General features: G+C 62.7%; 24 protein-coding genes. 8 read left to right on the top strand and 16 right to left on the bottom strand.

Translation table 11 applies throughout. The features are described from left to right. Positions 1–72 precede the first annotated feature (72 nt). On the top strand, positions 73–483 hold the full coding sequence (locus AOT96_RS15245) for a DUF302 domain-containing protein (protein WP_003945447.1): 411 nt from the start codon (positions 73–75) through the stop codon (positions 481–483). Positions 484–573: 90 nt separating this feature from the next. Beyond that, entirely contained in the window at positions 574–843 is a 270-nt protein-coding gene (locus AOT96_RS15240) for a metal-sensitive transcriptional regulator (RefSeq protein ID WP_007734349.1), read from the top strand. 59 nt (positions 844–902) lie between these two features. Here the strand turns inward: AOT96_RS15240 and AOT96_RS15235 are convergent, their stop codons facing one another. Next, positions 903–1,706 (bottom strand): alpha/beta fold hydrolase, encoded by an 804-nt coding sequence (locus tag AOT96_RS15235; RefSeq protein ID WP_003945829.1) that lies wholly within the window; start codon positions 1,704–1,706, stop codon positions 903–905. A 110-nt stretch (positions 1,707–1,816) separates the two neighbouring features. Here AOT96_RS15235 and AOT96_RS15230 point away from each other — a divergent pair, with 110 nt between their 5' ends. Beyond that, entirely contained in the window at positions 1,817–2,752 is a 936-nt protein-coding gene (locus AOT96_RS15230) for a methionyl-tRNA formyltransferase (RefSeq protein WP_007734348.1), read from the top strand. Between the two features lie 44 nt (positions 2,753–2,796). Here the strand turns inward: AOT96_RS15230 and AOT96_RS15225 are convergent, their stop codons facing one another. Beyond that, the gene (locus tag AOT96_RS15225; protein ID WP_065352855.1) at positions 2,797–4,572 is read right to left on the bottom strand and encodes an ABC transporter ATP-binding protein; all 1,776 of its coding nucleotides are present in this window, start codon (positions 4,570–4,572) and stop codon (positions 2,797–2,799) included. A gap of 23 nt (positions 4,573–4,595) precedes the next feature. After that, positions 4,596–6,350 carry an ABC transporter ATP-binding protein gene (locus tag AOT96_RS15220; protein WP_083197637.1) on the bottom strand — a complete coding sequence of 585 codons (1,755 nt, stop codon included), beginning with the start codon at positions 6,348–6,350 and terminating at the stop codon, positions 4,596–4,598. A 156-nt stretch (positions 6,351–6,506) separates the two neighbouring features. Here AOT96_RS15220 and AOT96_RS35725 point away from each other — a divergent pair, with 156 nt between their 5' ends. Together AOT96_RS35725 and AOT96_RS15215 are read left to right on the top strand one after the other, a co-directional pair. Further along, a complete protein-coding gene (locus tag AOT96_RS35725; protein WP_164490548.1) occupies positions 6,507–6,680 on the top strand; it encodes a hypothetical protein in 174 nt (57 codons plus the stop codon). A 103-nt stretch (positions 6,681–6,783) separates the two neighbouring features. Further along, positions 6,784–8,247, top strand: coding sequence for an alpha,alpha-trehalose-phosphate synthase (UDP-forming) (locus AOT96_RS15215; RefSeq protein ID WP_085989962.1), 1,464 nt, complete (start codon positions 6,784–6,786; stop codon positions 8,245–8,247). Positions 8,248–8,335: 88 nt separating this feature from the next. On the opposite strand, the gene AOT96_RS15210 is transcribed toward AOT96_RS15215, so the two are convergent. The 12 genes from AOT96_RS15210 to AOT96_RS15155 form a co-directional block, all read right to left on the bottom strand. Next, a complete protein-coding gene (locus AOT96_RS15210; RefSeq protein ID WP_007734345.1) occupies positions 8,336–8,884 on the bottom strand; it encodes a hypothetical protein in 549 nt (182 codons plus the stop codon). Then, positions 8,881–9,699, bottom strand: a complete 819-nt coding sequence (locus AOT96_RS34695) for a hypothetical protein (protein WP_083197636.1) — start codon at positions 9,697–9,699, stop codon at positions 8,881–8,883. The genes AOT96_RS15210 and AOT96_RS34695 overlap by 4 nt, the downstream gene beginning before the upstream one ends. Beyond that, a complete protein-coding gene (locus tag AOT96_RS15200) occupies positions 9,699–11,093 on the bottom strand; it encodes an MCE family protein (protein ID WP_065351964.1) in 1,395 nt (464 codons plus the stop codon). Before AOT96_RS15200 ends, AOT96_RS34695 begins: the two co-directional genes overlap by 1 nt. After that, positions 11,090–12,337, bottom strand: a complete 1,248-nt coding sequence (locus tag AOT96_RS15195; RefSeq protein WP_007734342.1) for an MCE family protein — start codon at positions 12,335–12,337, stop codon at positions 11,090–11,092. Before AOT96_RS15195 ends, AOT96_RS15200 begins: the two co-directional genes overlap by 4 nt. Then, positions 12,337–13,641 (bottom strand): MCE family protein, encoded by a 1,305-nt coding sequence (locus AOT96_RS15190; protein ID WP_007734341.1) that lies wholly within the window; start codon positions 13,639–13,641, stop codon positions 12,337–12,339. The genes AOT96_RS15195 and AOT96_RS15190 overlap by 1 nt, the downstream gene beginning before the upstream one ends. Next, a complete protein-coding gene (locus tag AOT96_RS15185; RefSeq protein ID WP_003945728.1) occupies positions 13,638–14,696 on the bottom strand; it encodes an MCE family protein in 1,059 nt (352 codons plus the stop codon). The genes AOT96_RS15190 and AOT96_RS15185 overlap by 4 nt, the downstream gene beginning before the upstream one ends. After that, complete coding sequence (locus AOT96_RS15180; protein ID WP_007734337.1) at positions 14,693–15,712, bottom strand: MCE family protein; 1,020 nt, start codon at positions 15,710–15,712, stop codon at positions 14,693–14,695. Before AOT96_RS15180 ends, AOT96_RS15185 begins: the two co-directional genes overlap by 4 nt. After that, positions 15,712–16,896, bottom strand: a complete 1,185-nt coding sequence (locus tag AOT96_RS15175) for an MCE family protein (protein WP_003945815.1) — start codon at positions 16,894–16,896, stop codon at positions 15,712–15,714. The genes AOT96_RS15180 and AOT96_RS15175 overlap by 1 nt, the downstream gene beginning before the upstream one ends. Positions 16,897–16,907: 11 nt before the next feature. After that, positions 16,908–17,759, bottom strand: coding sequence for an MlaE family ABC transporter permease (locus tag AOT96_RS15170; RefSeq protein ID WP_065351963.1), 852 nt, complete (start codon positions 17,757–17,759; stop codon positions 16,908–16,910). Between the two features lie 64 nt (positions 17,760–17,823). Then, positions 17,824–18,588 carry an MlaE family ABC transporter permease gene (locus AOT96_RS15165; RefSeq protein ID WP_003945687.1) on the bottom strand — a complete coding sequence of 255 codons (765 nt, stop codon included), beginning with the start codon at positions 18,586–18,588 and terminating at the stop codon, positions 17,824–17,826. A 502-nt stretch (positions 18,589–19,090) separates the two neighbouring features. Continuing rightward, positions 19,091–20,008, bottom strand: a complete 918-nt coding sequence (locus AOT96_RS15160; protein WP_065351962.1) for a 3-oxoacyl-ACP reductase — start codon at positions 20,006–20,008, stop codon at positions 19,091–19,093. Positions 20,009–20,117: 109 nt separating this feature from the next. Next, a complete protein-coding gene (locus tag AOT96_RS15155) occupies positions 20,118–20,309 on the bottom strand; it encodes a ferredoxin (protein ID WP_007734330.1) in 192 nt (63 codons plus the stop codon). Between the two features lie 265 nt (positions 20,310–20,574). On the opposite strand from AOT96_RS15155, the gene AOT96_RS15150 reads away from it, so the two are divergent. The 3 genes from AOT96_RS15150 (at position 20,575) to AOT96_RS15140 (ending at position 24,583) form a co-directional block, all read left to right on the top strand. Then, positions 20,575–21,756: an acyl-CoA dehydrogenase family protein gene (locus tag AOT96_RS15150; protein ID WP_003945878.1), complete on the top strand. Its 1,182-nt coding sequence runs from the start codon at positions 20,575–20,577 to the stop codon at positions 21,754–21,756. A gap of 12 nt (positions 21,757–21,768) precedes the next feature. Beyond that, a complete protein-coding gene (locus AOT96_RS15145; protein WP_042920425.1) occupies positions 21,769–22,890 on the top strand; it encodes an acyl-CoA dehydrogenase family protein in 1,122 nt (373 codons plus the stop codon). Between the two features lie 61 nt (positions 22,891–22,951). After that, positions 22,952–24,583 carry a long-chain-fatty-acid--CoA ligase gene (locus tag AOT96_RS15140; protein WP_065351961.1) on the top strand — a complete coding sequence of 544 codons (1,632 nt, stop codon included), beginning with the start codon at positions 22,952–22,954 and terminating at the stop codon, positions 24,581–24,583. 9 nt (positions 24,584–24,592) lie between these two features. Here AOT96_RS15140 and nagB read toward each other — a convergent pair whose 3' ends face one another. Further along, positions 24,593–25,372 (bottom strand): glucosamine-6-phosphate deaminase, encoded by a 780-nt coding sequence (gene nagB / locus AOT96_RS15135; protein ID WP_065351960.1) that lies wholly within the window; start codon positions 25,370–25,372, stop codon positions 24,593–24,595. Positions 25,373–25,374: the final 2 nt, after the last annotated feature.

The following is a 25,374-nucleotide window of genomic DNA, read 5'->3' as shown; positions in this document are numbered from 1 at the left end:
CCCCCAGGGGTATGATGGGGACAAGAGAAATCAAAGCCGGCGACAGTGACAGCCCACGACGAGGAGTGCGCAATGACAACACCCACAGAACCGATAGCGATCGCAACCAAGGTCACCGGAACCTTCGACGACGTCGTCACCCGCACGCGTGGCGCTCTCGCCGAGCAGGGCTTCGGCATCCTGACCGAGATCGACATGCAGGCAACACTCAAGGCGAAGCTGGACGAGGACATGGAAAAGTACCTGATCCTGGGTGCCTGTAACCCGCCGTTGGCCCATCGGGCAGTTTCGGTGGATCGTCAGATCGGCCTCCTGCTGCCGTGCAACGTCGTCGTCCGCGAAGATACGACTACCGAGAATTCGTTCTTCGTCGAAGCGATGAACCCTGCTCTCATGGTTCAGGTTTCCGGCGAACCCGGCCTCGAGTCCGTGGCAGCCGACGCAGCCGTCAAGTTGCGCGCGGCCGTCGACTCGCTGATCTGACACCGCAGTCGGATCAAACACTGAATCAAGCAGTGACATGCCCCCAGGGGTACCCTTGACCGCAGCACGAACACTCGAGAAGGGGCCACCATGACCGGCGACGAAGAGAGCATTGCGCTCGTATTGAACAGACTGCGTCGTGCCCACGGCCAACTTGCCGGGGTCATCTCGATGATCGAGAACGGCCGCGACTGCAAGGACGTCGTCACGCAACTCGCCGCCGTGTCCAAGGCGCTGGACCGAGCAGGGTTCAAGATCGTCGCTTCCGGGCTGCGTGAATGCCTGAGCGGTGACAGCGCGGAAGGTCAGGAACCGATGACCGAGGCCGAACTCGAGAAGCTGTTCCTGGCACTGGCCTGAAACATGAGAAGGGCCTGACCTGCAGTTAGCAGGTCAGGCCCTTTCTCGCGTGCGGAAAACTACTTCGCCAGGAAGTCGATCAGCACCTTGTTCACGGCCTCCGGACGCTCGAGGTAGCCGTAGTGCCCGGCGTCGGGAATCTCTTCGTACGACGCCGTCGCGATGCAGTCCGCCACCTCGCGGGAGAGGTAGGGCGGGATCATGCGGTCGTCGGCGAAAGCGACGGACAGGCACGGGCGCATGATCGACTTGTACGCACCCCGTCGATCGAAGGCGCGGTCCATACCGAGCTGTGCGCGAACACCCGGTGACGTTGCGCCGCCGGTGAACTCGAAGATATCCATCCAGTCGCGCGCCGAGTGATCGTCTGCCAGCGTGGCCGGCGAAAGATTCATCACCGCGGTCACTGCGGCACGGTACTTGGCCGGCAGAGCGACGCCACTGTCGAACAACTGGCGCTCGCCCTCGGTCAGGACCTGCTGGAAATGATCCATCCGGGCGTGGCCGGCGAGGAACACTGCTTTGCGAACCAGATCGGGCCTGGCGAGCGTCAGTTCCTGCGCCACCCGGGCGCCCATCGAGGTGCCGATGACATGGGCCGGACCGCCACCGAGGTGCTCGATCAGTCCGGCGGTGTCTGCGACCATGTCGGGCATCGTGATGCCGCCGAGGCTCTCGCCGGACGGTGCGATTCCGCGGTTGTCGAAGGTGCAGACTCGGTAGCCGGCGGCCACCAGCGCCGGGGTCTGGTGCAGATCCCAGACGCGGCCGGGGCTGCCGGTCCCCATGATGAGCACCACCAGATCTCCATCACCCTTGACCTGGTAATTGATGGGGATTCCGTTGATTGTGGCGACCGTCATGTCAGCCTTCCTCCTCGTACGTGTGATCAACAATTTTGGTTGGATAGCCTAAGCTGATGGGCGGTCGTGTGACCGCAACCCCAGCCCATGCTCGTCCAGGAGGACCCCCGTTGAGAGTCGCTACGCTCGGATACCAAACCTGGGGCCACCGTACCCTGCAGGCCTTGATCGACTCCGATCACGAGGTCGTGCTGGCAATCACACACCCGAAGAGCGAACACGTCTACGAACAGATGTGGGCGGACTCGGTTGCAGATCTGGCGGCCGAGAACGGTGTACCCGTTCACGTGGCGAACAAGCCTGACGACGCCTTCAAAGCCGCGCTGGCCGAAGCAGCTCCCGACATCATCGTCGCCAACAACTGGCGTACCTGGTTGCCTGCGGAGGTCTTCGACGCACCCAAGTACGGCACCCTCAACATCCACGATTCGCTGCTGCCCAAGTACACGGGATTCTCCCCGCTCATCTGGGCTCTGATCAACGGCGAAGAAGAAGTCGGGCTCACGGCGCACCTGATGGACGAGGAACTCGATGCGGGCGACATCGTGCTGCAGCGTTCGACGACGGTCGGCCCGACCGACACCGTCACCGATCTGTTCCACCGCACGATCGACATGATCGGCCCCATCACACTCGACGCCCTGGATCTGATCGCGTCCGGCCGTACCGACTGGACGCCGCAGGACCGATCGCAGGCCACGTTCTTCCACAAGCGCGCACCGCAGGACAGCCACGTCGACTGGTCCTGGCCCGCCGAGGTCATCGAGCGTTTCGTCCGGGCACAGTCCGATCCGTACCCCAACGCTTTCGCCGAGTTCAAGGGCCAGCGCATCCGCATCCTGAAGGCGTCCGTCTCACGCGGGCACTACGGCGGAACCCCCGGCCGAGTGTTCATCCAGGAAGACGACGGCATGGTGATCGTCGCGGGCCCCGACGCGTGGTCGGGCAAGAACAAGGGACTGCGGATCGAGCGCGTCCGACTCGACGACGGCAGCGAGTACACCGCCGCCGAGTTCTTCCCCCACGGCGGCGGGTACCTCACCTGATCGCCGGATCAGACCCCCTCAGTACAAAACCCAGTACAAACCCCTCAGTCGCGACCTTCCCAGGCCGCCCACAGTTGTGCGTAACGCCCGCCCGCGGACACCAGTTCGCGGTGCGGGCCTTCTTCTACGATCTGTCCGTGTTCGAGCACGATCACTCGGTCGGCGCCCGCAGCCTGCGTAAGCCGGTGTGCGACAACCAGAGTGGTGCGGCCCTCCGTAGCGGCGTCGGCAGTCGCTTCCAGTTCCCGCGCTCCGGCGCTGCCCGCCTCCGCTGTTGCCTCGTCCAGTACGGCGACGGCGGGATCGGCCAACACCAGTCTCGCCAAAGCCAACTGCTGCGCCTGCGCCGCTGTCATCTCGTGCCCGCCTTCGCCGACGACGGTCAGCATTCCCTCGTCGAGAGCCTCCACCCACTCGTACGCGCCGACCGTACGCAGTGCCGCGGCAACGTCCTCGTCCGAGGATTCGGGAGCCGCCAATCTCAGATCCTCGATCAGAGGTCCGGCAAAGACATGAACCTCCTGACTCACGATCGCGATGTGGCGTCGTAGGTCATCGAGGTCGGCAAGCGGGACACCGCCGATCGACACCCGGCCCGACGTCGGAGTGATCGAACCGGCAGCGATCGCCGCGAGCGTCGTCTTTCCGGCTCCGGTCGAACCGACGAGCGCCACGCGCTCCCCTGCACGCAGTGTGAGGCTCACTCCGTGGAGAACCTCATGACCACCGTCGTAGCTGTGCCGAATGTCATCCAGACGCAGCGAACCGTCGGCCGGAACGGAACCTGCATCCGTCGAAGGCTCCGTTTCCTCGATCTCGACGACGCCGACCAGTCGCGCGAGGCTTACGCCGGCCGACTGCACTTCGTCGAAGGTGTAGAGCAGTGAGCCGATCGGGTTGAACAGGCGATGGAACAGCAGGGCAGCAGTCGTCGTCTGGCCGACTGTCACGACGTCCTCACGGACCAGCAGGAATCCGACGACGAGAATCATGGACAGGCCCACGAATTCGGCGCGGTTACCTCGACCGGCGAACCTCGTGAACAGGCCGAACACTCCGACTGCCAGATCGCGCGCTTTTGCCGACGCCGCATCGATCTGCCCGAGGTGTTCCTTCTCGAGGCTGTACGCGCGGACCGTCTTCGCACCCTGGAGACTGCTGATCAGCGCTTGTGAACGAGCGCCCATCGCTACCCGCTCGGCTGCGTAAACAGGAGCCGAGCGTGGCAGGTACCACTTGAGCGCCAGCGCGTACATCGGCAGCGCGACCATTCCGGCCAGACCGAGTCGCCAGTCGAGTCCGAGCATGGTCACCATGCTCAGAGCCACGAGCAGAACCGCCGCGATCATGCCGGGAACCACGTCGGACACGGCCTTGGCGATCACCGACACGTCGTCGCCGACACGCGAGAGCAGATCGCCCTTACCGACCTTCTCGACGGTCTGGATCGGCAGTCGCAGTGCCCGGTCCACGGTCCGCTCTCGCAGATCCGCCAGGATCGTCTCACCGAGCCGCTTGATCAGATAGGCAGCCACACCGGTGAACACACCGCCCACGATTGCGGCAGCGGCGATGATCACGACCACCCCGACGATCGTCGACGTGGGCGCGTTGTCCCGGACCCGGTCGACCAGGACGCCGAAGACGTAAATCGGCACCAAGGCCATCGCCGACGCCGAAGCCGCGACGATCAGGACCAGCAGGCTCTGCATCCGGTGTTCGGTCAGCGCCGCCCGCAACCACTTCCAGGTCTGGCGACCACTCGCGATCGGCAACAACTCGCGCTCTGTCACCTTCTCTGCGTTCTCCCCGGCCGGCATTTCGGTTGTCGTGTCCGTGGCCGTCACCGCAGCACCGCTCCTCGGTAGTTCGCGTCGCCGCGAGAGAGTTCGGAATGTGTGCCCGTCGAGGCGATCACTCCGTCGTTCAACACGATCACCCGATCCGTCACGGCCAGCAAGGCGGGGCTGCTGGTGATCAATACCGTCGTGTGGATGCCACTGGCACCCTCGTGCCGCAGTTCTGCGATTCCTTCGGCGATCGATGCCTCGGTAACCGCGTCCACCGCCGTCGTCGGATCGTGCAGGACCATCACGGGTGCCTGTGCCACCAAGGCGCGCGCGAGGGCGACGCGTTGCCGCTGGCCTCCCGACAAACTGGCGCCCCGATCGGTCACTTCGAGGTCGAGACCGTCCGGATGTGCGTCGACGACATCCGCCGCTGCCGACGCCACCAGAGCACTCTGGATGTCGAGAGCAGCGGCATCACCGGCGCCCGCGGTGACGTTCGACGCAAGCGACCCGGAAAACAGATCGGTGATGTGCGGCTCCACCAGCACCGTCCGACGTGCCAATCGCAAGTCCATGTCGGACAGGCTGATTCCGCCAACCCTCACCACTCCGCGATACGCGTCCTGCGCCAGCTGACCGGACAGGACCGCGACAAGAGCGTCGGCGTCCTGCGGCTGGTAAGCCACGACGCCCAGCAGTTCTCCGGCAGGCAGATGCAGGTCGATGCCCTTGAGTGACTTGTACTCGACTCTGTCGAGAGTCAGGTCGGTGCCTTCGAGTTCGGTCTGCGAACCCGCGCCACGCAGTGGCTCCGCGTCCAAGACCAGTGCCAGTCGATCCGACGACGCTCGCGCCACCGCGAAGTATCCGGGAATGGACGCAAGCAATCCGAGCGGTTCGATGATGAACTGCGCAAGCCCCACCACGGTGATCAGTTCACCGACCGTGATCCGGCCCTGCAACGCGAAGTATCCCGCGAAGCCCGCAACACCGACCGCGAGCAACGCACTGATGGTCGCGGCAACGCCGGTGTAGATACCGGTCGCCTTGGCCGTGCCGATCGTCGATGCGAGCGCTTGACGGCTGACCGTGCGGTAGCGCGCCGACGCGGTCTTCTCGCCGCCGATACCGCGCAGCGGACGCAATCCGCTGACCAGATCCGTAGCCATCGCCGACGCCCGAGCGATCGACGCCTGCTGACCGGTGGCCCTCGACGTGATGAGAGGCGCCGCCAATTGCAGCAGACCGAGAATGACCGGCGTTCCGATCAGAACGGCCAGCCCCAGCCAGAGGTCGATCCACACCAACGCCACCGCCGACGCCACCGCAGCTGTCAGGGCCGCAGCGGCGCGCGGGACGATGTCCGCGATCCACGAAGTCTGCTCGGCATCGGATGTCGAGACTGTCAGCAATTCACCCGAACGCAGATCGGTGCGCACCCCACGCGGATCGAGGACGCGGTGCGCCACCTCGAGCCGGAGGCGATGAGCCTCCTGCTGCATCGCGGTGACGATGAAGCGTGCGCCGAAGCGCCACGCGGCCGTCAGAACGAGAAACAGAGCCGCGAGACCGACGATGGAGACGATCAGGGCCGTGGTGTCCGAAGTCTCCACCGCACGGTCGATGATCACACCGATGGAGATCGGCACCGCCGTCTCGGTCAGTTGGTGCAGACAGACCAGAACCGTGCCGATGGCGAGCGGACCACGGTTACGGACGAGGACACGTCGCAAAATCGCAGCACCGCTGTGATTGCCACTATCCGGCTCGTCCGAGTCGACGGTCACACTCGAGGGGGTCGAACTCATGGAACTCCAAGCATCGATGGAAGCGATAAAGTTGAGTACAGAGATAAGTAAGTCGACCCTAATACATGAGCAACTAGCGTCGACACGCCCAGTTCTCATAGAGTCGCGAGTAAGAACCATTGCTTGCGCCGTGCAGGCAAGCACGAGAGGAACATGATGGCTGAGAACACGACCGTCGAAACCGAGATCGCGGACGAGGACCTCGAGCCCGTAGCGGACGAAACTGCTCGTCAGGCACAGCGCGTCGTCGCTGCCTACGCGGAAGATGCCGACGAGTGCAGGATGCTGCTCTCGATGCTCGGTATCTCCCCCGCCGCCAAGCTCGACTGAATCTTTCCCTCACCGACCGAGAAGGAACCACGTGCCTGTCAGTCCGGATTCGACCAGTTCAACCCTTTCTGACAGCGCACCTGCTTCTTCGACCGGTGACGCAGTGTCCGGGCAGGCTGAGTTCGTTGTCGTAGCGAACCGCCTGCCCGTCGACTTGGAACGGCTTCCCGACGGCACCACCCGCTGGAAGCGAAGCCCCGGCGGACTGGTCACCGCTCTCGAGCCGATCCTGCGCAGCAATCAGGGCGCGTGGGTGGGCTGGGCTGGGGTGGCGGACGCCGAGCTCGACCCCATCGTCGAAGACGGACTCGAGCTCTACCCCGTGCCGCTGAGCGCCGAGGAGATCAACGAGTACTACGAAGGATTCTCCAACGCCACCCTCTGGCCGCTCTATCACGACGTCATCGTCAAACCCGAGTACCACCGCGAATGGTGGAACGCCTACGTCGAGGTGAACCGGCGATTCGCCGAAGCCACCTCCAAGGCAGCGGCACAGGGCGCGACAGTCTGGATCCAGGACTACCAGCTGCAGTTGGTACCGAAGATGCTGCGGATGCTGCGCCCCGACCTGACCATCGGCTTCTTCCTGCACATTCCGTTTCCCCCGGTCGAGCTGTTCATGCAGATGCCGTGGCGCACCGAGATCGTCGAAGGCCTCCTCGGCGCCGACCTCATCGGCTTCCACCTTCCGGGTGGCGCACAGAACTTCCTGTACCTGGCCAGACGCCTTGCCGGGCAACAGACTTCACGTGGAACCGTCGGCGTCCGCTCCAAACTCGGTGTGGTGCAAGTAGGTTTCCGTAGCGTCCGCGTCGGCGCCTTCCCTATCTCCATCGACTCCGGCAAGCTCGACGAGCTCTCGCGCACCAAGGCAATTCGAGACCGCGCCAAGCAGATTCGCAAAGAACTCGGAAACCCCAAGCACATCATGCTGGGCGTCGACCGCCTCGACTACACCAAAGGCATCGACGTCAGGCTCGCTGCGCTCCACGAACTTCTCATGGAGAAGCGCATCGATCCCGCCGACACCGTCATGGTGCAGTTGGCGACCCCGAGCCGCGAACGCGTCGAAAGCTACGTACAGATGCGCGGAGACATCGAGCAGAAGGTCTCCCGGATCAACGGCGAGTTCAGCGAAGTCGGCCGCCCCGTCGTCCATTACATCCATCGGCCGATCCCACGCGACGAACTGGTCGCGTTCTTCGTCGCCGCCGATCTCATGCTCGTCACGCCGCTGCGTGACGGCATGAACCTCGTCGCGAAGGAATACGTCGCCTGCCGCAGTGATCTGGGTGGCGCATTGCTGCTCAGCGAATTCACCGGTGCCGCAGCAGAACTCCGCCAGGCATTCCTGTGCAATCCTCACGACCTCGACGACGTCAAGGATTCGATGGAGAAGGCCCTCAATCAACCGCGCGAGGACGGCCGGCGCCACATGCGTGCGCTACGTCGTCAGGTCCTGACGCACGACGTCGACCGCTGGGCGCGCTCGTTCCTCGACGCGCTCGCACACGGCGGTGCCGCAGGCCCGGCGCTGATCGCCCCGGCCGAAGCACAAGACCACTGAGGACAGTGCACAAAGGCTGGGGCCGCGGAGAGTGAATCTCCGCGGCCCCAGCCTCTTTCGTACCTGGCTCCAGCCTTCGTGTGTTTGATCAGAAGGGTTGGACGTTGTTCACGAGCCAACGTCCGTCCTGCTTCTCCAGACTCATCTTCACGCGACTGCCACTGGCAACGGCTTCGGGCGATTCCGAAGACGTGGTGATCTGATTGAGGAACAGCATCGTCGTCGCGCTGTCCGCCTCCGCGTCGAGAACCGCGGCGCCCTGGACGACGACCTGAACGGTCAGCGACTTTTCCTTGGCTCCCGGAATGATCACCGATTCGATCAGGTTGGTGAACGTGCCTTGAAAATCGCCCGTCAAACCGTCTGTGGCTGCATGCAACTGCTGGTCGACGTTGTTGTAGTCGTACTGGAACATCGCTACCGCCTGATCGGAAGAGGCCTGTGCCACTTCGTCTCTGGTCTGATCGATCGCTGCGGTGTCACGCGTTCCGTCCGGACCGAAGTAGAGATACGCCGACACTGCCGCCAACGCGATGGCCACTGCACTGATGACGCACAGGATGATGGCGAGCGGTGAGGCGCGCTTCGGCTTCGGCGACACTTGCTTGGACGTCTCGGGGTTCACTTCTGGGGTCATGGCACAAACTCCACATTCGAGGCAAGCAACTGCCCGTCGACGTCGCACATGGTGATTCGGAGTCGGTAGTTGCGTTCGGCGGGCGCTTCGTCGCCGTTCTTCTGCATCGCGCGCACCGCGACAAGAGAAGTCCCGCAATCACCGTCCGACTTCTCGAACCCGGCTTCGAGCACCTCGCCGTCGGTTTGAACTCCGGCCTGCCCGAGGACGTTGACAAACGAATCCTTGCGTCCGTCGAACTGCGACTTGAACTCGTCGGTGGTGCCGGCGAGAAACTTGTCGAGGTCGGCAGCCGCCGTATCCGCGTGCAGTGTCGTCAGATTCAGTGCGGTGGTCCGGGCACCGGCCACGTAGCGGGCTCGGTCCTCGTCGGCATTGGATGCCTTGTTCCGGTCGACGAGGAGAATCACCGTCAGGGCTGCGAGAGCGATGGCGATCACCGAAGCGATTGCGATCCCGACTACCAGCCCGGTCTTGGGCTTCGAACGAACAGGGGTGTCCACAGCAGTTTCTGCGGGGGTTTCGGCGGCGCCGGTCGGCTCAGCCTCGGTCGTGACCTGATCACCGCTGACAACCTTCTCAGGTGGAGTATCGGGCTTGCCCAAAGCAACTGGGGCCGCCGCCTTCTGCTCAGCCACCTTCTGCTCAGCCGCCTTCTGCTCAGCCGCCTTCTGCTCGGCTGGCTTCTGTTCGGCCGACTTCTTTTCGGTGGGCACTACTACCGCGGCAGCGTCTGCATCCGCACCCGTGGGTCCGGCGCTGCGGGACGCGCGACGGCGCACCCGCTGCCCGGCCTGTGGATCTTCGTCTGTCATCAACCCTGCTGACCCTTCATGAACTGTTCGAGACTGACGTCGCCGCCACCGAGGTTCGGTTGCGAGTACGTCCTTCCGTCCGGCCCGATGTACGTGCCTGTAATCGGATCGTACCGACGAGCCGAGACCGAAGGCGTCGACGTGTACGAGCTCGGGGTCGCGGTAATCGGTTCCGGAGGCCCGGATTGCGGGTTCGTGCCCATCGGTACGTAGCCGGAACGGCACTGTTCGACCGTCGGCGCACGACGTCCCGGATACTCCTCGCAGGGAAGGTTTCTCGCGCCGCGCACGGCGATCGGCGAATCCTGGGCAACCTGGCAGAAGAGATCCGACGGCGTCTCGATCGGTGATTCGTCCTTCGGACTGCGCCACTGCTCTGCGGGCAGGAATCCTGTAGTGCACGGCGGCGGGTCGTTGACCTCCATGTGGAAGTCCACCAGTGCACCATCCGCAGCCGGGCCGGAGCCTGCCACCGTGACCAGCGCCGCGGCCAGCGGCGGGTAGATGACCAGAATCTGCTCGATCGCGTTGTTGTAGATCACGCCGACCTGTCCGACGGACACGAGGTTCGCCAGAAGAATCGGCAATGTCGGCTGCATGTCTTGCAGAAGAGCATTCGCCTCCGCCGCTGCCGCCGGCCCCTTCTGGATGACGGCACGCAGATCAGGGTCGCTGGCTCGGAGCTGATCGGTGAACGTCACCAGATTGCTTGTCCAGGAACGGATGGCGTCGCTGCTGACCACCTGGGTGTCCAGGAGTGGACCGGCCTGCTCGATCAGGGTCTTGGTCGCGTCGGAGTTGTTGTTCGCCTCCTCGACGAACAGCCGAGCCGAGTCGATCAGCTTCTGCAGATCCGGGCCGGCACCGTTGAACGCCTTGAAGGATTCGTCGATGACAGTCTTGAGCTTGGTGTCGGAAATGCTCTGCAGCAACACATCTGCCTGATCGAGCATCGCGCCGACATCCTGCGGAATGCTGGTTCGGTCTTCGGGAATCACCGATCCGTTTTCCAGATGCCCGTCGACCACGATCGCTCCGGAGCTGTCGGTGTGCGGAATCAGATCGACGAACTGCTCGCCGATCGCCGACACACTCTTGACCGCAGCGTCGACGTCCGAGGGCACCTTGACGCCGCTCTCGAGAGACAGACGCGCATTCACGCCCGTTTCCGACAACTCCACCGCGTTCACGACGCCGATGGTCTGACCGCGGTAGGTGACGTTCGAGTTCTTGTACAGCCCACCGGTGGCGGGCAATTCGACGGTGACGTCGTATCGGCCGATACCGACCATAGCGGGAACACGCACGTACTGAGTGGCCATCACGATCAAACCGACGACCGTCAAGACGGCGAAGATGGTGAGCTGGATACGGACGAACTTTGTGAGCATCATGGTGCCGGTGCCCCCTGAGGAAGTCCTGGAATGTTGATCGGCGGAAGTCCCGGAATCTGAATGGTATTCGGATCCGCTGCCGGGGCCTGCGCAGCGGGAGCCTGTCCGGCGGGAGCTTGTGCCGGCGGTGCGGCAGGCTTGAGCGGATCGCTCAACGGGTTGCCTGTCTGTCCGGCGAGCCCCGCCTGCTTACCCAACACGCCTTCTGGTCCGGAGAGTGTTCCGGCCAACGGAGTTCCGGTGAGGAAGTTCGCGTCGAGTCGGGGCAGCGAGATGTCGATGGTCATCGCCAGGTTGGCATAGTCACCGCGGATGACGTTGTCGATTCCGTTCTGTGGGAACGGGAACGTCAAGAGGACTCCGAGAACCTGAGTGAGAGCGTTACCCGAATCCGCCAAGGCCTTCAGAGTCGGCGAAAGAGCCCGAACGTTGGTCGCGAAATCGTCGCCGCTCTCCTGGATGACGCGACTGGCCACCTCGCTGAGACCACCGAGGGAGGTCAACGCGTTGGTGATGTCCTGACGCTGAGCGACAAGAATCTCGAGTGCCGGCGGAATACCTTCGAGCGCTTTGTTCAAGGTGTCGTGCTGTGCCTGGACGGTCGAGGACAGTCGATCGAGTCCTTCCATCGCCGAAACGATGTCGCCTCGTTGCTTGTCCAGACTTCCGACCAGCTGATCGAGCTGAGGCAGGAGGTCTCGAACGGAATCTTCACGCCCACCGAGAGCAGCGTTGAGTTCCTTCGTGATGTCCTGAACCTGAGCGAGACCGCCGCCGTTGAGAACAACCGACAGCGACGACAGCGTCTGTTCCGTCGTCGGGTAAGCGCCCGCTCGCTCGATCGGAATCAGGTCACCGGCTTCGAGTCGGCCCTCGGGCTCTTCTCCAACCGGCGGCGCCAACTCGATGTGCTGAGAGCCGAGCAAGCTGGTCTGACCGATTTTTGCCGTCGCGTTGGCCGGCAACTGAACCTCGGGATTCAGCGACACCGTCACCAGAGCGTGCCAGCCTTGAACCTCGATGTTCGAAACGCTTCCCACTGCCACGTCATCCACCCGGACGGGCGAATTCTGCGACAGCGTAGTCACGTTCGGCATCTCGATCTGAACCTCGTATGCGCCTTCGCCCCGGCCTTGAGTGCCTGGCATCGGCACCGAGTTGAGACCGTTCCATTCACAACCGCTGGCGCCGAGAGCCACTGCCGTGGCCAACACGGCAACCGTGGTCTTGCGAGCTACCCGCATCAGTTCCCTCCGCCCATGTTGAAGAGTTCGGCGAGATCCTTGGGAACACTCGTCATGGGAGCACCTGACATCGGTCCTGCGACGGTTTCCGGCTGATTCTGACTTGCCGCTTCCAATCCCGGCTCGGTGTAGACGATCTGATCCGGGAAAGCCTGCACGCCCGCGACCGGGTTGAACAGGAATCCGGGGTAGTTGCCGATCATCGTGCTGAGCACCGGCCCGAGGTACTGCTTACACAGGTCGGCACTGTTCTGGGAGTTACCACTCTCGATACCTTCGATGGAACCACAGATCCACTGGATCGGATTCTTGAAGTTACTCAGTGCAATTGCGCCGGTCATACTGCCCTGAGCCGGCTTGTAGATCTGATAGAAGTTGGCAAGCGACGTCGGTCCGGAGTGCAGAACCTGCTCGATCTCCGGGCGCTTGTCAGTCAGTACCTGAGTGGCATCGGCGAGACGCGCAACCGATTCGCTCAGTCCCTCGCTGTTGTCCTTGACGAACCGCTGGACGTCGCCGACGGCCAGGTCGAGATCACTGAGGGCGGTACCCAACTCGTCGGAGCTGCTTGCGAGAACGCTTGTCACCGAAGCGAGGTGACCGCTGAACTGCACGATCTGCTCGTTACTCGAGGACAACGCAGTGACAAATGCCTGCAGGTTCCGAATGGTGGAGAACAAATCGGTCCGGCCTTCGGACAGCGTGTGCATCGTGGCCGAGAGTTCGCGCAGCGTCGACCGAATCGACTCACCGTTACCGTCGAGGTTCGTTCCCACGGTGTCGATGAATCGACCGAGGGAACCCTGATCGTCCAGACCCTCCGGTCCGAGTGCGTCCGACAGTTTGGTCAGTTCGGTCTTGATCTCGTCCCACTCCACCGGAACGGCGGTGCGCTCGATCGGGATCTCGCCGCCGTTGGGCATCTGTTCCCCGCCGGAGTACACGGGGGTCAATTGCACGAAGCGTGCGGACACGAGGCTTTGAGCAACGATGAGCGCCTTGGCATCTGCCGGAACGTCGACGCTCGAATCGATCTTCATCTCGACGTAGGTGTCCCGATCACGCGGTTCGATCTTGGTCACCTTGCCGACGTTGACACCGAGCACTCGCACGACGTCGCCCTCGTAGAGACCGGTGGTCGAGACGAAGTGCGCAGAGATCTTGGTCTTGCCCAGGCCTGGGATGAAGAGGTAGGCCGCACCGGCGACGAGCAGCGCGACCAGCACACCCGCTCCGATCAGCACCCACTTCTTGCGTGGGTTGGTGGAGCCCTGTGGATCCTGTGAAGTCATGGTCTCGGTCATTCTCCCGGCCCCCTGATCGTCGGTGGAATACCGGGGAAGAAGTCTTCCAGGTCGCCCGGAACCTGCTCGGGCGCGACGCTGGTGTCCACCAGGGTCTTCCACCAGTTGCTCGGCAGAATGTTGATGATGAAGGCGTCGAAGAACGGGCCGCTGGCCACGGTCTCACCGAGCGCGGTGATGTACGGTCCGAGTCCGTCGAGCGCTCCCGCGATGTTGTCCTTGTTCTGCTGGAGAACCTCGGCGACCGAATTCAGCTTCTCGAGGGTCGGCCCCATCTGAGCCTCGTTCTCCTGCACCAGCGCTGACAGTTGACGTGAGACTGCGCCGGTGTTGACGATCAGTTCGCTGATCGCGTCACGCCGCAAGCTCAGTTCGGCAAACAGCTTGTTGCCGTCGACCAGCAACGAATCGATCTGACCGCTTCTGTCGGAGAGGATCTTGGTGACATCTTCGGCCCGCGAGAGCAATTGGAGCAGGCTCTCGTCGCGTGAGTTGATGCTCTGCGAAAGCCGCGTCATTCCGTCCAACGCGGTGCGCAGTTCGGGCGGAGTATCGGCCAGCGTGTCCGAGATCGCGTTGAGCGAATCGTTGATCTGTTCCGTGTCGAGTTCGGACACCGTTGTCCCGAGGTCACCCAGAGCGTCGTTGAGCGAGTACGGGGAGTTGGTGCGTTCGACCGGAATCGGCGTGTCCGTCCGCAACAGTCCGGATCCTTCCGGCCGTACCGCCAACGACTTTCGCCCGAGAACCGTGTTGGTCTTGATATCAGCCGCTGTCTGCTCGCCCAGGGCGACACCGTCCTGAACGGTGAAGGTGACCAACACCTTCTGGTCGTCGAGTTCGACGTCGCTGACCTTGCCGACCTTCACGCCGGCCATGGTCACGTCGTCGCCGGTGACCAGGCCGCCGGCATCTTGGAAGTACGCCGAGTAGCGAATGCCACCGTTGATGAACTGGAGTTGATCGTATTGAAGCGCGGCACCGACGGTTGCCACCGCCAGGACGAGACCGATGACACCGATCTGTACCGGATTACGTTCACGGGTTGGGGTCATGAGACTTTTGCGCACCTTCCCGTGTCCTGAACTGCCGTGGGCAAGATGATCGTCGTCCCGTCGGGTCCGGAGAACTTGAAAGTGTTGGCGCACAGATAGAACTGGAAGAACGCTCCGTACGTGCCCACTCGGATCAGCTTCCGGTAGTCGGACGGCAGACGATCGAGAGCGGTGTTGATGTCGTCCTTGCCCAGGTCCAGCTGCGTCATCGTTCGGTTGGTCTCCCCGATCAGCGTCTGGATGTCCGGACGTGTCGCCTGCAGCAACGACGCGAGATCTCCCGTGGCACCGGCGATCTCGGTGATCGAATTACCGATCGGGCCACTGTCCTTCGCCAATCCACTGACCAACTGCTGGAGCTGATCGATCGTGGTGGAGAACTGATCGCCCTTGTCGTTGATGGTGCCGAGTACGTCGTTGAGATTGGTGATGACGTCCCCGATCAGCTGGTCTCGGTCCGCCAACGTGCTGGTGAACGAACTGGTGTTTCCCAGCAACGAAACCAGCGTTCCGCCCTGGCCCTGGAGTACCTGCAGCAGGGCCCCGGAGAGGTCGTTGACCTGCTGCGGGTCGAGCGAACGAAGCAGCGGCTTGAATCCGCCGAGCAGCAGATCCAGATCGAGAGCGGGCGACGTCTGATCGACCGGAATGGATCCTCCCGACGGAAGCGTCTCGGTGGAACCGGCGCCCTCGAGCAGTTCCATGTAGCGATCGCCCACCAGGTTCTCGTAGCGCACAGTCGCTTTGGTGCTCTTCATCAGCGAGTACTTGGTGTCGACGTCGAACTCGACCTCGGCCTGGTTGGAGTCACCGATGGACACTCCGGTGACCGACCCGACCGGAACACCGGCGATGCGGACCTTGTCGCCGGACTTGAGTCCCGAGACGTCCGAGAAGGTGGCGTGAAATCCGTTGCTGCTGCTGAAGCGCACCTGACTGAAGACGATCGCCAGTCCGGCGAAGATGACCGCCATGACGACGGTGAAAATCAGCAGCTTGACCGTGGTCGGTCTCATCACTTCCCGTCTTCCTGCTCGTAGGAGTCACCGAAGAGATACTGGAAAATGGTCGGCACGGTAACGCGCAGTTCGGTGTTGGGAACGAAGGGCACGTTGCCGGTGTTGGTGACTGCGAACGGTGCATGCCCGTCGACCTTCGGATCGAATTCGGGCAGACCATAACAATTGGGTCCGCCGGAGGCCGCGACCTTGGGGAGAGATTGCGGATTCTGGTACGCCTCGGCGCCGTACATGAAGCTCGCACTCAGCATCAGCGCCGCTTTGTCCCCGGTGCCTGCCAGTGGCTCGAACTTGATCCGACCGTCGTTCAACCCGACGATGAAGCACGTCAGACCCGACGAGTACTTGTCGAGCAGGGTCGTCGTCGCGGTCAGAGTGTCGAGGGCGGTGGTCAGGTTCTGCTCGTTGTCGGTCAACAACGCGTTGCCGGTGTCCGCGAGGCCGGTGACGTTGAGCAACAGCAAGTCGAGGTTTGCCTGCTCGGCCACGATCGATCCGCTTGTCGCGGTGGCATTGTCGAGGATGCGCATCAGATCCGGTGCCACGTCGGCGTACAGATTGGTGACATCGGCGGCGCCGACCAAGTCTTCCTGGAGCTGCGGTAGAACCGGATTCATCTTCTTCAGATAGGTGTCACCGAGCTCGAGAACCTCACCCAGCGACTCGCCGCGCCCGTTGAGTGCGGTGGAGATCGCGCCGAGTGTGGCGTTGAGCTTTTCCGGTTCGATCTTCGCGAGCACGTCCGAAAGATGTTCGAAGACACTGTTGAACTCGACGGTGACGCTGTCCGAAGCGATGACAGCACCCTCCTGGATCGGTTGGGTCGACGGATCGTCGGGAATCACGATGTTGACGTACTTCGCACCGAACACCGTGGTGGTCTTGATCTCCACCCGGGCGTTCGACGGAATCTTCGACATCTGGCCCGGATCCATCGCCAACTTCAGGTTTGCCTGGTCCCCGACGAGTGAGATCGACTCGACGCGGCCGACCTGCACTCCGCGCAACTTCACCTTGGCATTGGGTTCCATGACGAGGCCGGCACGCGTGGACGTCACGGTGATGGGCGTGCTCTTGGTGAACCCACCCGAGAACATGGTGAGAGCAACGGCGACGATCGCCACGAGTCCGAGGACCAGGCCGGCTGCGGCCAACTTCTTGTGCCATCTGGGTACGGTCATCGCTTGCCCGCCTATCCCGACAGGTTGAAGTTGCCGGACCCGCCGTAGATGGCGAGTGAGATGAGCAGGGTGACCGTGACGACCGCGATCAACGAGGCGCGCACTGCGTTACCCACCGCGACACCGACGCCGACCGGGCCACCGGTTGCGTTGAAGCCGTAGTAGGTGTGGATGAGCATGACGGCCAGCGCCATGACTATCGCCTGGGCGAACGACCACAGTATGTCCGTGGGTATCAGGAAGGTCGTGAAGTAGTGGTCGTACACGCCGCCGGACTGGTTGTAGAGGAACACCGTCGCAAAGCGGCTGGCGACGAACGACGCGATCACCGCCAGTGAGTACAGCGGGATGATCGCGATCATGCCGGCCATGACGCGGGTGCTGACCAGATACGGAATCGACGGGATCGCCATCGTCTCCAGCGCGTCGATCTCTTCGGAGACGCGCATCGCACCGAGCTGCGCGGTGGAGCCGGCGCCGATGGTCGCGGCGAGGCCGATTCCGGCGATGACCGGCGCTGCGATGCGAACGTTGATGAAGGCGGCGAAGAAGCCCGTCAGTGCTTCGACGCCGATGTTGCCCAGCGAGCTGTAGCCCTGAACGGCGATGGTGCCACCGGTGAACAGTGTCAGGAATCCGACGATCACGACGGTGCCACCGATGACGGCGAGCGCACCGGTGCCCATGCTGATCTCGGCGATCAGTCGCAGAGTTTCACGTGGATAGCGCATCAGCGCCTTGGGAGCGTGACCGAGAGCCTTCGCGAAGAACAGCGCTTGCTCACCGATGCTGTCGATACTGCGAGAGATCGAACCGATCTGTCGACGTGTGCGCGGGAAGCGTCCCGCTGCGGCCAACGCCATCAGATCTCCTCCCGTCTGTCGTTTGTCGTTCTGTCCACTTCGATCTCTCCGACTGCCGTGGGCCTCATCCGGCCGTCAACTTGATACCGATGGTCGTGATGAGCACGTTGACGACGAAGAGCGCCATGAACGCGAACACGACGGTCTGGTTGACCGCGTCACCGACGCTCTTGGCGCCGCCTTTGACGTTGAGTCCGAGGTAGGCCGCAACCAGGCCGGCGATCATGCCGAACAGCCCTGCTTTGACCATGGAGAGCATGAGCTCACCGAATCCGGTGAGCAGTGTGATGCCGTTGACGAACGCGCCGGGGTTCACGTCCTGGATGAACACGGAGAAGACGAAACCGCCGAGGATGCCGATGGTGCAGACCAGTCCGTTGAGGAGCAGCGCCACACCTGTCGACGCGAGCACTCGGGGAACGACCAACCGGTGGATGGGATTGATCCCGAGCACCTTCATGGCGTCGATCTCTTCGCGGATGGTTCGGGCCGAAAGATCCGCGCAGATGGCGGTTGCGCCGGCGCCGGCGACGATCAGCACGGTGACGATGGGGCCGACCTGCGTGACGGTGCCGAGGGCAGCTCCGGCACCACTGAGGTCGGCTGCACCGATCTCGCGCAAGAGAATGTTGATGGTGAAGCTGACCAGCACAGTGAACGGGATTGCGACCAGCACCGTCGGCACCATCGAGACTCGGGCCACGAACCAGGCCTGATCGATGAACTCTTGCCGCTGGAAAGGGCGGGAGAAGACTGCCCTCAAGGTTTGGGCGGACATCTGAAAGAAGCCACCGACCGCTCGTAATGGCACCTCGACGAGGTCTACCATTCGCCCTCCTCGTCCTTGGTTGCCGCAGTACTGTCTGTTCTCATAGTCCAGCCCCCGACAGCTTGTGACTCAGGTCATATTAACTAGAACGTGTTCACCTGTCAAAAACAAGTGTCCAACTCTAAGGAGTAGCCTCACGGCGCCGATCCGAAACCGGAAGATCGGAGACATGGGAAGTATCCCTTTTCGATGCGATTTTCGCCGAAATATCCTGGAAATTAATACTTTTGAATGATCGGCGCCTTTCGGCGCCAGGTTCGAAATTCAGCCATGCGAGAGCCTTGACTGGGCACGCCGATCGAATATCGCATCGTTCGCAGGAATGCAAAATTGGAACACAGTCCAGTTTTTTCGAGACCGTTGGTCTCGTTACAGAACGCAGGCAAACTGCCGCGCCCACCGACTCGTGAACACGCTATTTCTACCAGGAAGTGGACACGTAGACCGTCTGAGTGTGAACAACGGTTCTACGTGTCGCGCACCCGAGAATCAGCGCCGTCGATCAGCCCAACGCGCGCAGGGCCGCCGATGCCGAGAACATCTTTGCCGGGTCACGGTCAGCGAAGTATTCACCCATCACCGCGGACAGCGTTTCCGGCGACCAAGAATCTCCCTCGGCGTCGAACCGCTGCTCGACGACGGGCGCCGCCATCAGCGCAACCATCGGTCCGTACACCACGAATACCTGACCGTTGACGGCGTCGGCCGCCGGTGACGCCAGGTACGAGACGAGCGATGCCACATGCTCGGGCGAGAGCGGATCGATGCCGTCGGCCGGCGCGTCACCGAACACACCTTCGGTCATCGACGTCCGTGCCCGCGGGCAGATCGCGTTGGCCCGAACGCCGTAGCGCGAGAGCCCACGTGCGGCCGACAACGTCAGCGCCGTGATTCCGGCTTTTGCAGCGCCGTAGTTGGGCTGCCCTTCCGGTCCGAGAAGGCCCGCCTCCGAAGAAGTGTTGACGATGCGCCCGTACACCGGCGCCCCGGCTTCCTTGGATTTCGCCCGCCAGTAGGCAGCGGCGTTGCGGCACAGGAGGAAATGGCCGCGAAGATGAACTTCGAGTACCAGATCCCAGTCTTCGTCGGACATGTTGAACAGCATCCGGTCGCGTACGACGCCGGCATTGTTGACGACGATGTCGACACTGCCGAACTGCCCCTGCGCTGCTTCCATCAGTGCGTCGGCGGTAGAACGCTCACCGACGTTGCCTGCCACGAATTCGACCTTGGCGCCGAGACCACGGATTTCCTCGAGCGTCGCTTCGACGGCCTCGTTCGGGGCCAGATCGTTGACGACCAACGAAGCACCGGCCTTCGCCAGACCGATGGCCTCGAACTTTCCGAGCCCCGATCCGGCACCGGTCACGATGGCGACCTTGCCTTCGAGACTGGTTTCTGGGCTGTTCACAGCATTCATCGAAGCGCTCTCCCGGTTCTCTGCGGTCGTGTGTCGAGTTAGCCGGCTCGATTGCCGTGACCCACGAGTTCGCAACTTTAGAACGTGTTCTTGTTTTGGGCAACCATCGTCACGGATGTTCGGTCAGTGCCGCGCGCGGGCACTGAGCGATCGCGGAACGGACATCCTCCCAGCGATCCTCCGGTGGGCGCACAGAACTGATCACGAGCTCCTCGTTGTCGTCGAGGTCGAAAATATCGGGCGCGATCCCGACGCACACACCGTTTGCCTCGCAACGGTCCAGATCAACCCTGACCTCCATGGCGATTCCTCTTCTCTACTCACAACTGCTCACACGAACACGGATACGAAACGAGTGCCGCAGGGCTGTGCCGCACACCGTTCCTGGCGATAACACTAGAACCTGTTTCAGTCGTGTGCAATGATTCGAAAAAGTACCGAGAACGGACGTCGAACGATCCGCCGGAGACGGCGAGGGCGCCCCTTGTCGCCGATGAACGCATCGATAGAACCTGTGTCAATCGAATGGTTGACGCTTTGATTCGTATCTCTATGGAGAGGTAACCATGCACATCACCTACACCCCTGAGCAGCAACAGCTCCAGGAGGAGTTGCGTGCCTACTTCGCACAACTGATGACTCCCGAGCGGCGTGAAGCGCTCGCCGCCACGACGGGTGAGTACGGCGAAGGCAATGTGTACCGCGAAGTCGTCGCGCAGATGGGCCAGGACGGCTGGCTCACCCTGGGTTGGCCGAAAGAGTACGGCGGACAGGAACGCTCCGCGATGGACCAGCTGATCTTCACCGACGAAGCCGCCATCGCCGGTGCACCGGTGCCGTTCCTGACGATCAATTCGGTAGCGCCGACAATCATGCATTTCGGTACGGACGAGCAGAAGGCCTTCTTCCTGCCCAAGATCTCTCGCGGTGAGCTCCACTTCGCGATCGGCTACTCCGAGCCCGAGGCCGGCACCGACCTGGCCTCTCTGCGCACGTCGGCGGTCCGTGACGGTGACGATTACGTCATCAACGGGCAGAAGATGTGGACCAGCCTGATCCAGTACGCCGATTACGTGTGGTTGGCGTGCCGCACCGATCCGGAAGCCAAGAAGCACAAGGGAATCAGCATGCTGATCGTCCCCACCACGGCAGAAGGCTTCTCCTACACACCGGTTCACACCATGGCCGGCCCCGACACCAGCGCCACCTACTACCAGGACGTGCGGGTCCCGGCGTCGTCGATCGTGGGTCAGGAACACGGCGGCTGGGCACTGATCACCAATCAGCTCAACCACGAGCGCGTTGCCCTCACCTCGGCCGGACCGATTCTGACCGCGCAGCGTGAGGTCCGCGAGTGGGCACAGAACACCAAGCTGCCCGACGGCCGACGCATGATCGACCAGGAATGGGTGCAGATCAATCTGGCTCGCGTGCATGCCAAAGCCGAGTACCTGAAGTTGATGAACTGGGAAATCGCCTCCGCAACCGATCACGCTCCCGGCCCCGAAGCTGCGTCCGCCAACAAGGTGTTCGGTACCGAATTCGCCACCGAGGCTTACCGCTTGCTGATGGAAATCCTCGGATCCTCCGCCACGATCAGGCAGAACTCCCCCGGCGCCCTTCTGCGCGGCCGCATCGAACGTATGCATCGTTCTTCGCTGATCCTGACGTTCGGCGGCGGTACCAACGAAGTGCAACGCGACATCATCGGAATGACAGCTCTGCGGCTTCCCGCATCGAAGCGATAAGGACCCACGATCATGGAATTCACCCTTACCGAGGCCCAGCAGGACCTGTCCGGCCTGACACGATCCGTAGTCACCGAACTGGTCACCAACGATCGCCTTCGTGAACTCGACGCCGCGGAAGACCGCTTCGACGCCATCTTGTGGAACGCTCTGGCCTCGGCCGGCGTCCTCGGTGCGGCCCTTCCGGAGTCGGTCGGCGGAGACGGATTCGGGGTCCTCGAGCAGTGCAGCATCCTGGCCGAACTCGGACGCGGTGTTGCAGCCGTTCCGTTCCTGACGTCCATCGTCGGGTCCGCCGCAGCGATAGCGGAATTCGGCTCGGACCAACAGCGAGACGAATGGGCGAGCGCTGCCGCCGCCGGCGAGAAGGTACTCACCGCGGCCCTCGCCGAGGAATACAACGACGACCCGGCCCACCCCGTCACGCGTGCCGAGAAAACCGCCGAAGGTTGGCGCATCGACGGAGCCAAGATCACCGTCGACAGTGCACCGCTCGCAGATCTGTTCCTCGTCCCCGCCATCACCGAGGACGGCGTCGCGGTCTTCCTCGTCGAACCGTCGGACGCGGGCGTGAGCATTACCAGGCAATCGACCACAGATTTCTCGAGCGCGGGTCTCGTCGAATTCGATTCGGTGCAGATCCCGGCCGATCGTGTTCTCGGCTCGGTTGCCCAGGGATCGGACATCGCGGCGTGGATCGTCGAGCGAATTCAGCTCGGTTCGACCGCCTACCAGTACGGAGTGCTCGATCAAGCGTTGAAGCTGACCGCCGAATATGCCACCGAGCGTGTGCAGTTCGGTCGACCGATCGGTAGTTTCCAGGCAGTGGCCCAGCGCCTCGCAGACGGATACATCGACGTCAAGGGTGTTCGTCTGACTCTGTGGGCTGCCGCGTGGCGTCTGAGCGAAGGACTTCCTTCCGACGGCGCTGTACAGACGGCCAAGTTCTGGGCTGCAGATGCGGGACACCGTGTCGGGCACACCGCTGTTCACGTTCACGGCGGTGTCGGTCTGGACGAGGACCATCCAGTTCACCGCTACTTCCTCGCGGCCAAGCATCACGAGTTCCTGCTCGGCAACGCAACGGATCAGCTTCGCGCGCTCGGCAAGGTACTTGCCGCAGTCCCTGCCTGAGTGCGTCCCACCGAGTGGAAATCCATGACCTGGTCCGAGACGAATCGATGATGATGCAGCTATGAGTCAGAGCCCCACTGTTTCCGATCTACTCCTCGGAGTCAGCGAGATCGACGACCGCGGTATCCGTTTCGAGGACCAGGTCATCACCTGGCGCGAGCACGTTCAAGGCTCGTTCGATCGAGCAGCGCTGCTGGACACGCTGCTCGATCGAACGCGCCCCAGGCATTTCGGACTTCTGATGGAGAACGTCCCCGAGTTCTCGCTGCTGCTCGGAGCGGCATCGTTCTCGGGTTCGGTCGCCGCCGGGCTGAACACGACCAGGCGCGGCCCGGCATTGGTGCGAGACATTGCGCTCTCCGACTGCCAGGTCATCTTCACCGAGAACAACCAGGCACATCTACTCGACGACGTCGATCTCGGCGACGTCCGGGTGATCAACGTGGATTCTCCGGCCTGGGCGGAATTGTTGGCGCCCTTCGCCGATACGCCGGCCTACGCGTCGACGGCGCAGCCCGACGATCTGTTGATGCTCATCTTCACTTCCGGAACCAGCGGTGATCCCAAAGCGGTTCGGTGCACGCACCACAAGTTGGCCTCTCCCGGCGTCATGCTTGCCGATCGTTTCGGGCTCGGCGCCGACGACGTCGTCTACATGGCGATGCCCATGTTCCATTCCAACGCGATGATGGCGGCGTGGACGGTCGCGCTGCACGCTCGTGCGGGAATTGCCATGCGACGCAAGTTCTCCGCTTCGGGTTTTCTACCCGACGTTCACAAGTACGGAATCACGTACTCCAACTACGTCGGAAAGCCGTTGTCCTTCATCGCTTCCACCCCCGAGGTGCCGAACGAGCGGGACAACACCTTGAAGATCATGTACGGCAACGAGGGTTCGGCGCCCGCCGTCGCCACCTTCGTCCGGCGCTTCGACGCTCGCGTCATCGACGGGTTCGGTTCCACCGAGGGCGGCATTTCGATCTCCGCGGCACCGGTTCCCCGGCCAGGCGCCCTCGGACTGCTCCCGGACGGCGTCAAGATCCTCGATCCCGAGACCGGAGCGCCATGCCCGCCTGCAGTCTTCGATGCCGACGGCCGGATCACCAACGCCGACGAGGCAACTGGTGAACTGGTCAATGTCACCGGCCCAGGCACATTCGCCGGGTACTACAAGAACCCGGAAGCCGACGCCGAGCGAATGCGCAACGGCCAGTACTGGAGTGGCGATCTGGCGTACACCGACGTCGACGGTTACGTCTACTTCGCGGGACGCAGTTCCGGTTGGCTGCGAGTGGACGGCGAGAACATCGGTGCCGCACCCATCGAACGCTCCCTGGTCGGTTACCCGGGCTTCGCGCAGGTGTCCGTGTACGCAGTCCCCGACAGCGACGTCGGCGACCGCGTCATGGCGTCGGTGATTCCGGTCGGCGATGTCGACAACTTCGACCCGGCAGCCGTAGCCGAATACATCGATTCCCGGCCGGAACTCGGGCCGAAGCAGAAGCCGACCTTGATCCGAGTGTGCAGTGAGTTCCCGAGAACGGCGACGTTCAAGGTGGTCACTCGAACGCAGAGCGCCGAACGCTGGAACACCTCCGATCCGGTGTGGATCCGTCGGCGTGGGGAATCCGACTTCCAATTACTCACTCCCGAAATGGCACTCGGACTCGAGAAAACGCGAGAGCCCGTCTAGTCCGATGTCTCAGTAGTGCTGAGCAAGCGGTTTGTGCGCCGACACCGTCTTGTAGAACTCGGTGAGCCGAAGCTGTGACGCCGCTGCCTCGTCGATCACCACTGTCGCGTGTGGATGCAGTTGGAGGACCGATGCCGGGCACACCGCGGCCAGCGGCCCCTCGACGGCAGCGGCAATCGCAGCGGCCTTGTGCTCGCCGGTCGCGATCATCACCAGATGCTTTGCTTCGCAGATAGTTCCGAGGCCCTGGGTGATCACGTGCCGTGGTACGTCGTCCGGACTCTCGAAGAATCGGGCGTTGTCGGTTCGAGTCTGTTCCGTCAGCGTCTTGACCCTGGTCCTCGAATTCAGTGAGGACGTCGGTTCGTTGAAACCGATATGACCGTTGCCGCCGATGCCCAGAAGTTGAACGTCCACCGGACCATTCGACGCAATCGCCCGGTCGTAGGCCGCCGCGGCGGCAAATGGATCCGGCGCGGTTCCGTCGGGGCTGAATACCCTTGCCGTGTCCAGGTCCAGGTGATTCACCAGCTCGGTGCGGATCACCTGGGCATACGACTCCGGATGGCCTTCCGGCAGGCCGACGTATTCGTCCAACAGGAACGCCTGCACGCCGGCAAAACTCAACCCTTCCTCGCGGTGACGGCGCGCGAGTTCGCGGTACACCGAGAGCGGTGAAGATCCTGTCGCCAGGCCCAAAGTCCGTGCACCTGAATGCACCGCGTGTTCGAAGACGTCGGCAACAACGGTGCCGGCCGCCTCCGCACTGTCGACAATGACAATTTCCATCG

Origin of the sequence: Rhodococcus sp. 008 (assembly GCF_001682295.1) — a bacterium.
Taxonomy (GTDB): domain Bacteria; phylum Actinomycetota; class Actinomycetes; order Mycobacteriales; family Mycobacteriaceae; genus Rhodococcus_F; species Rhodococcus_F qingshengii.
Note: the sequence above shows the minus strand (reverse complement) of the source record. Positions and strands in the feature narration are given on the sequence as shown.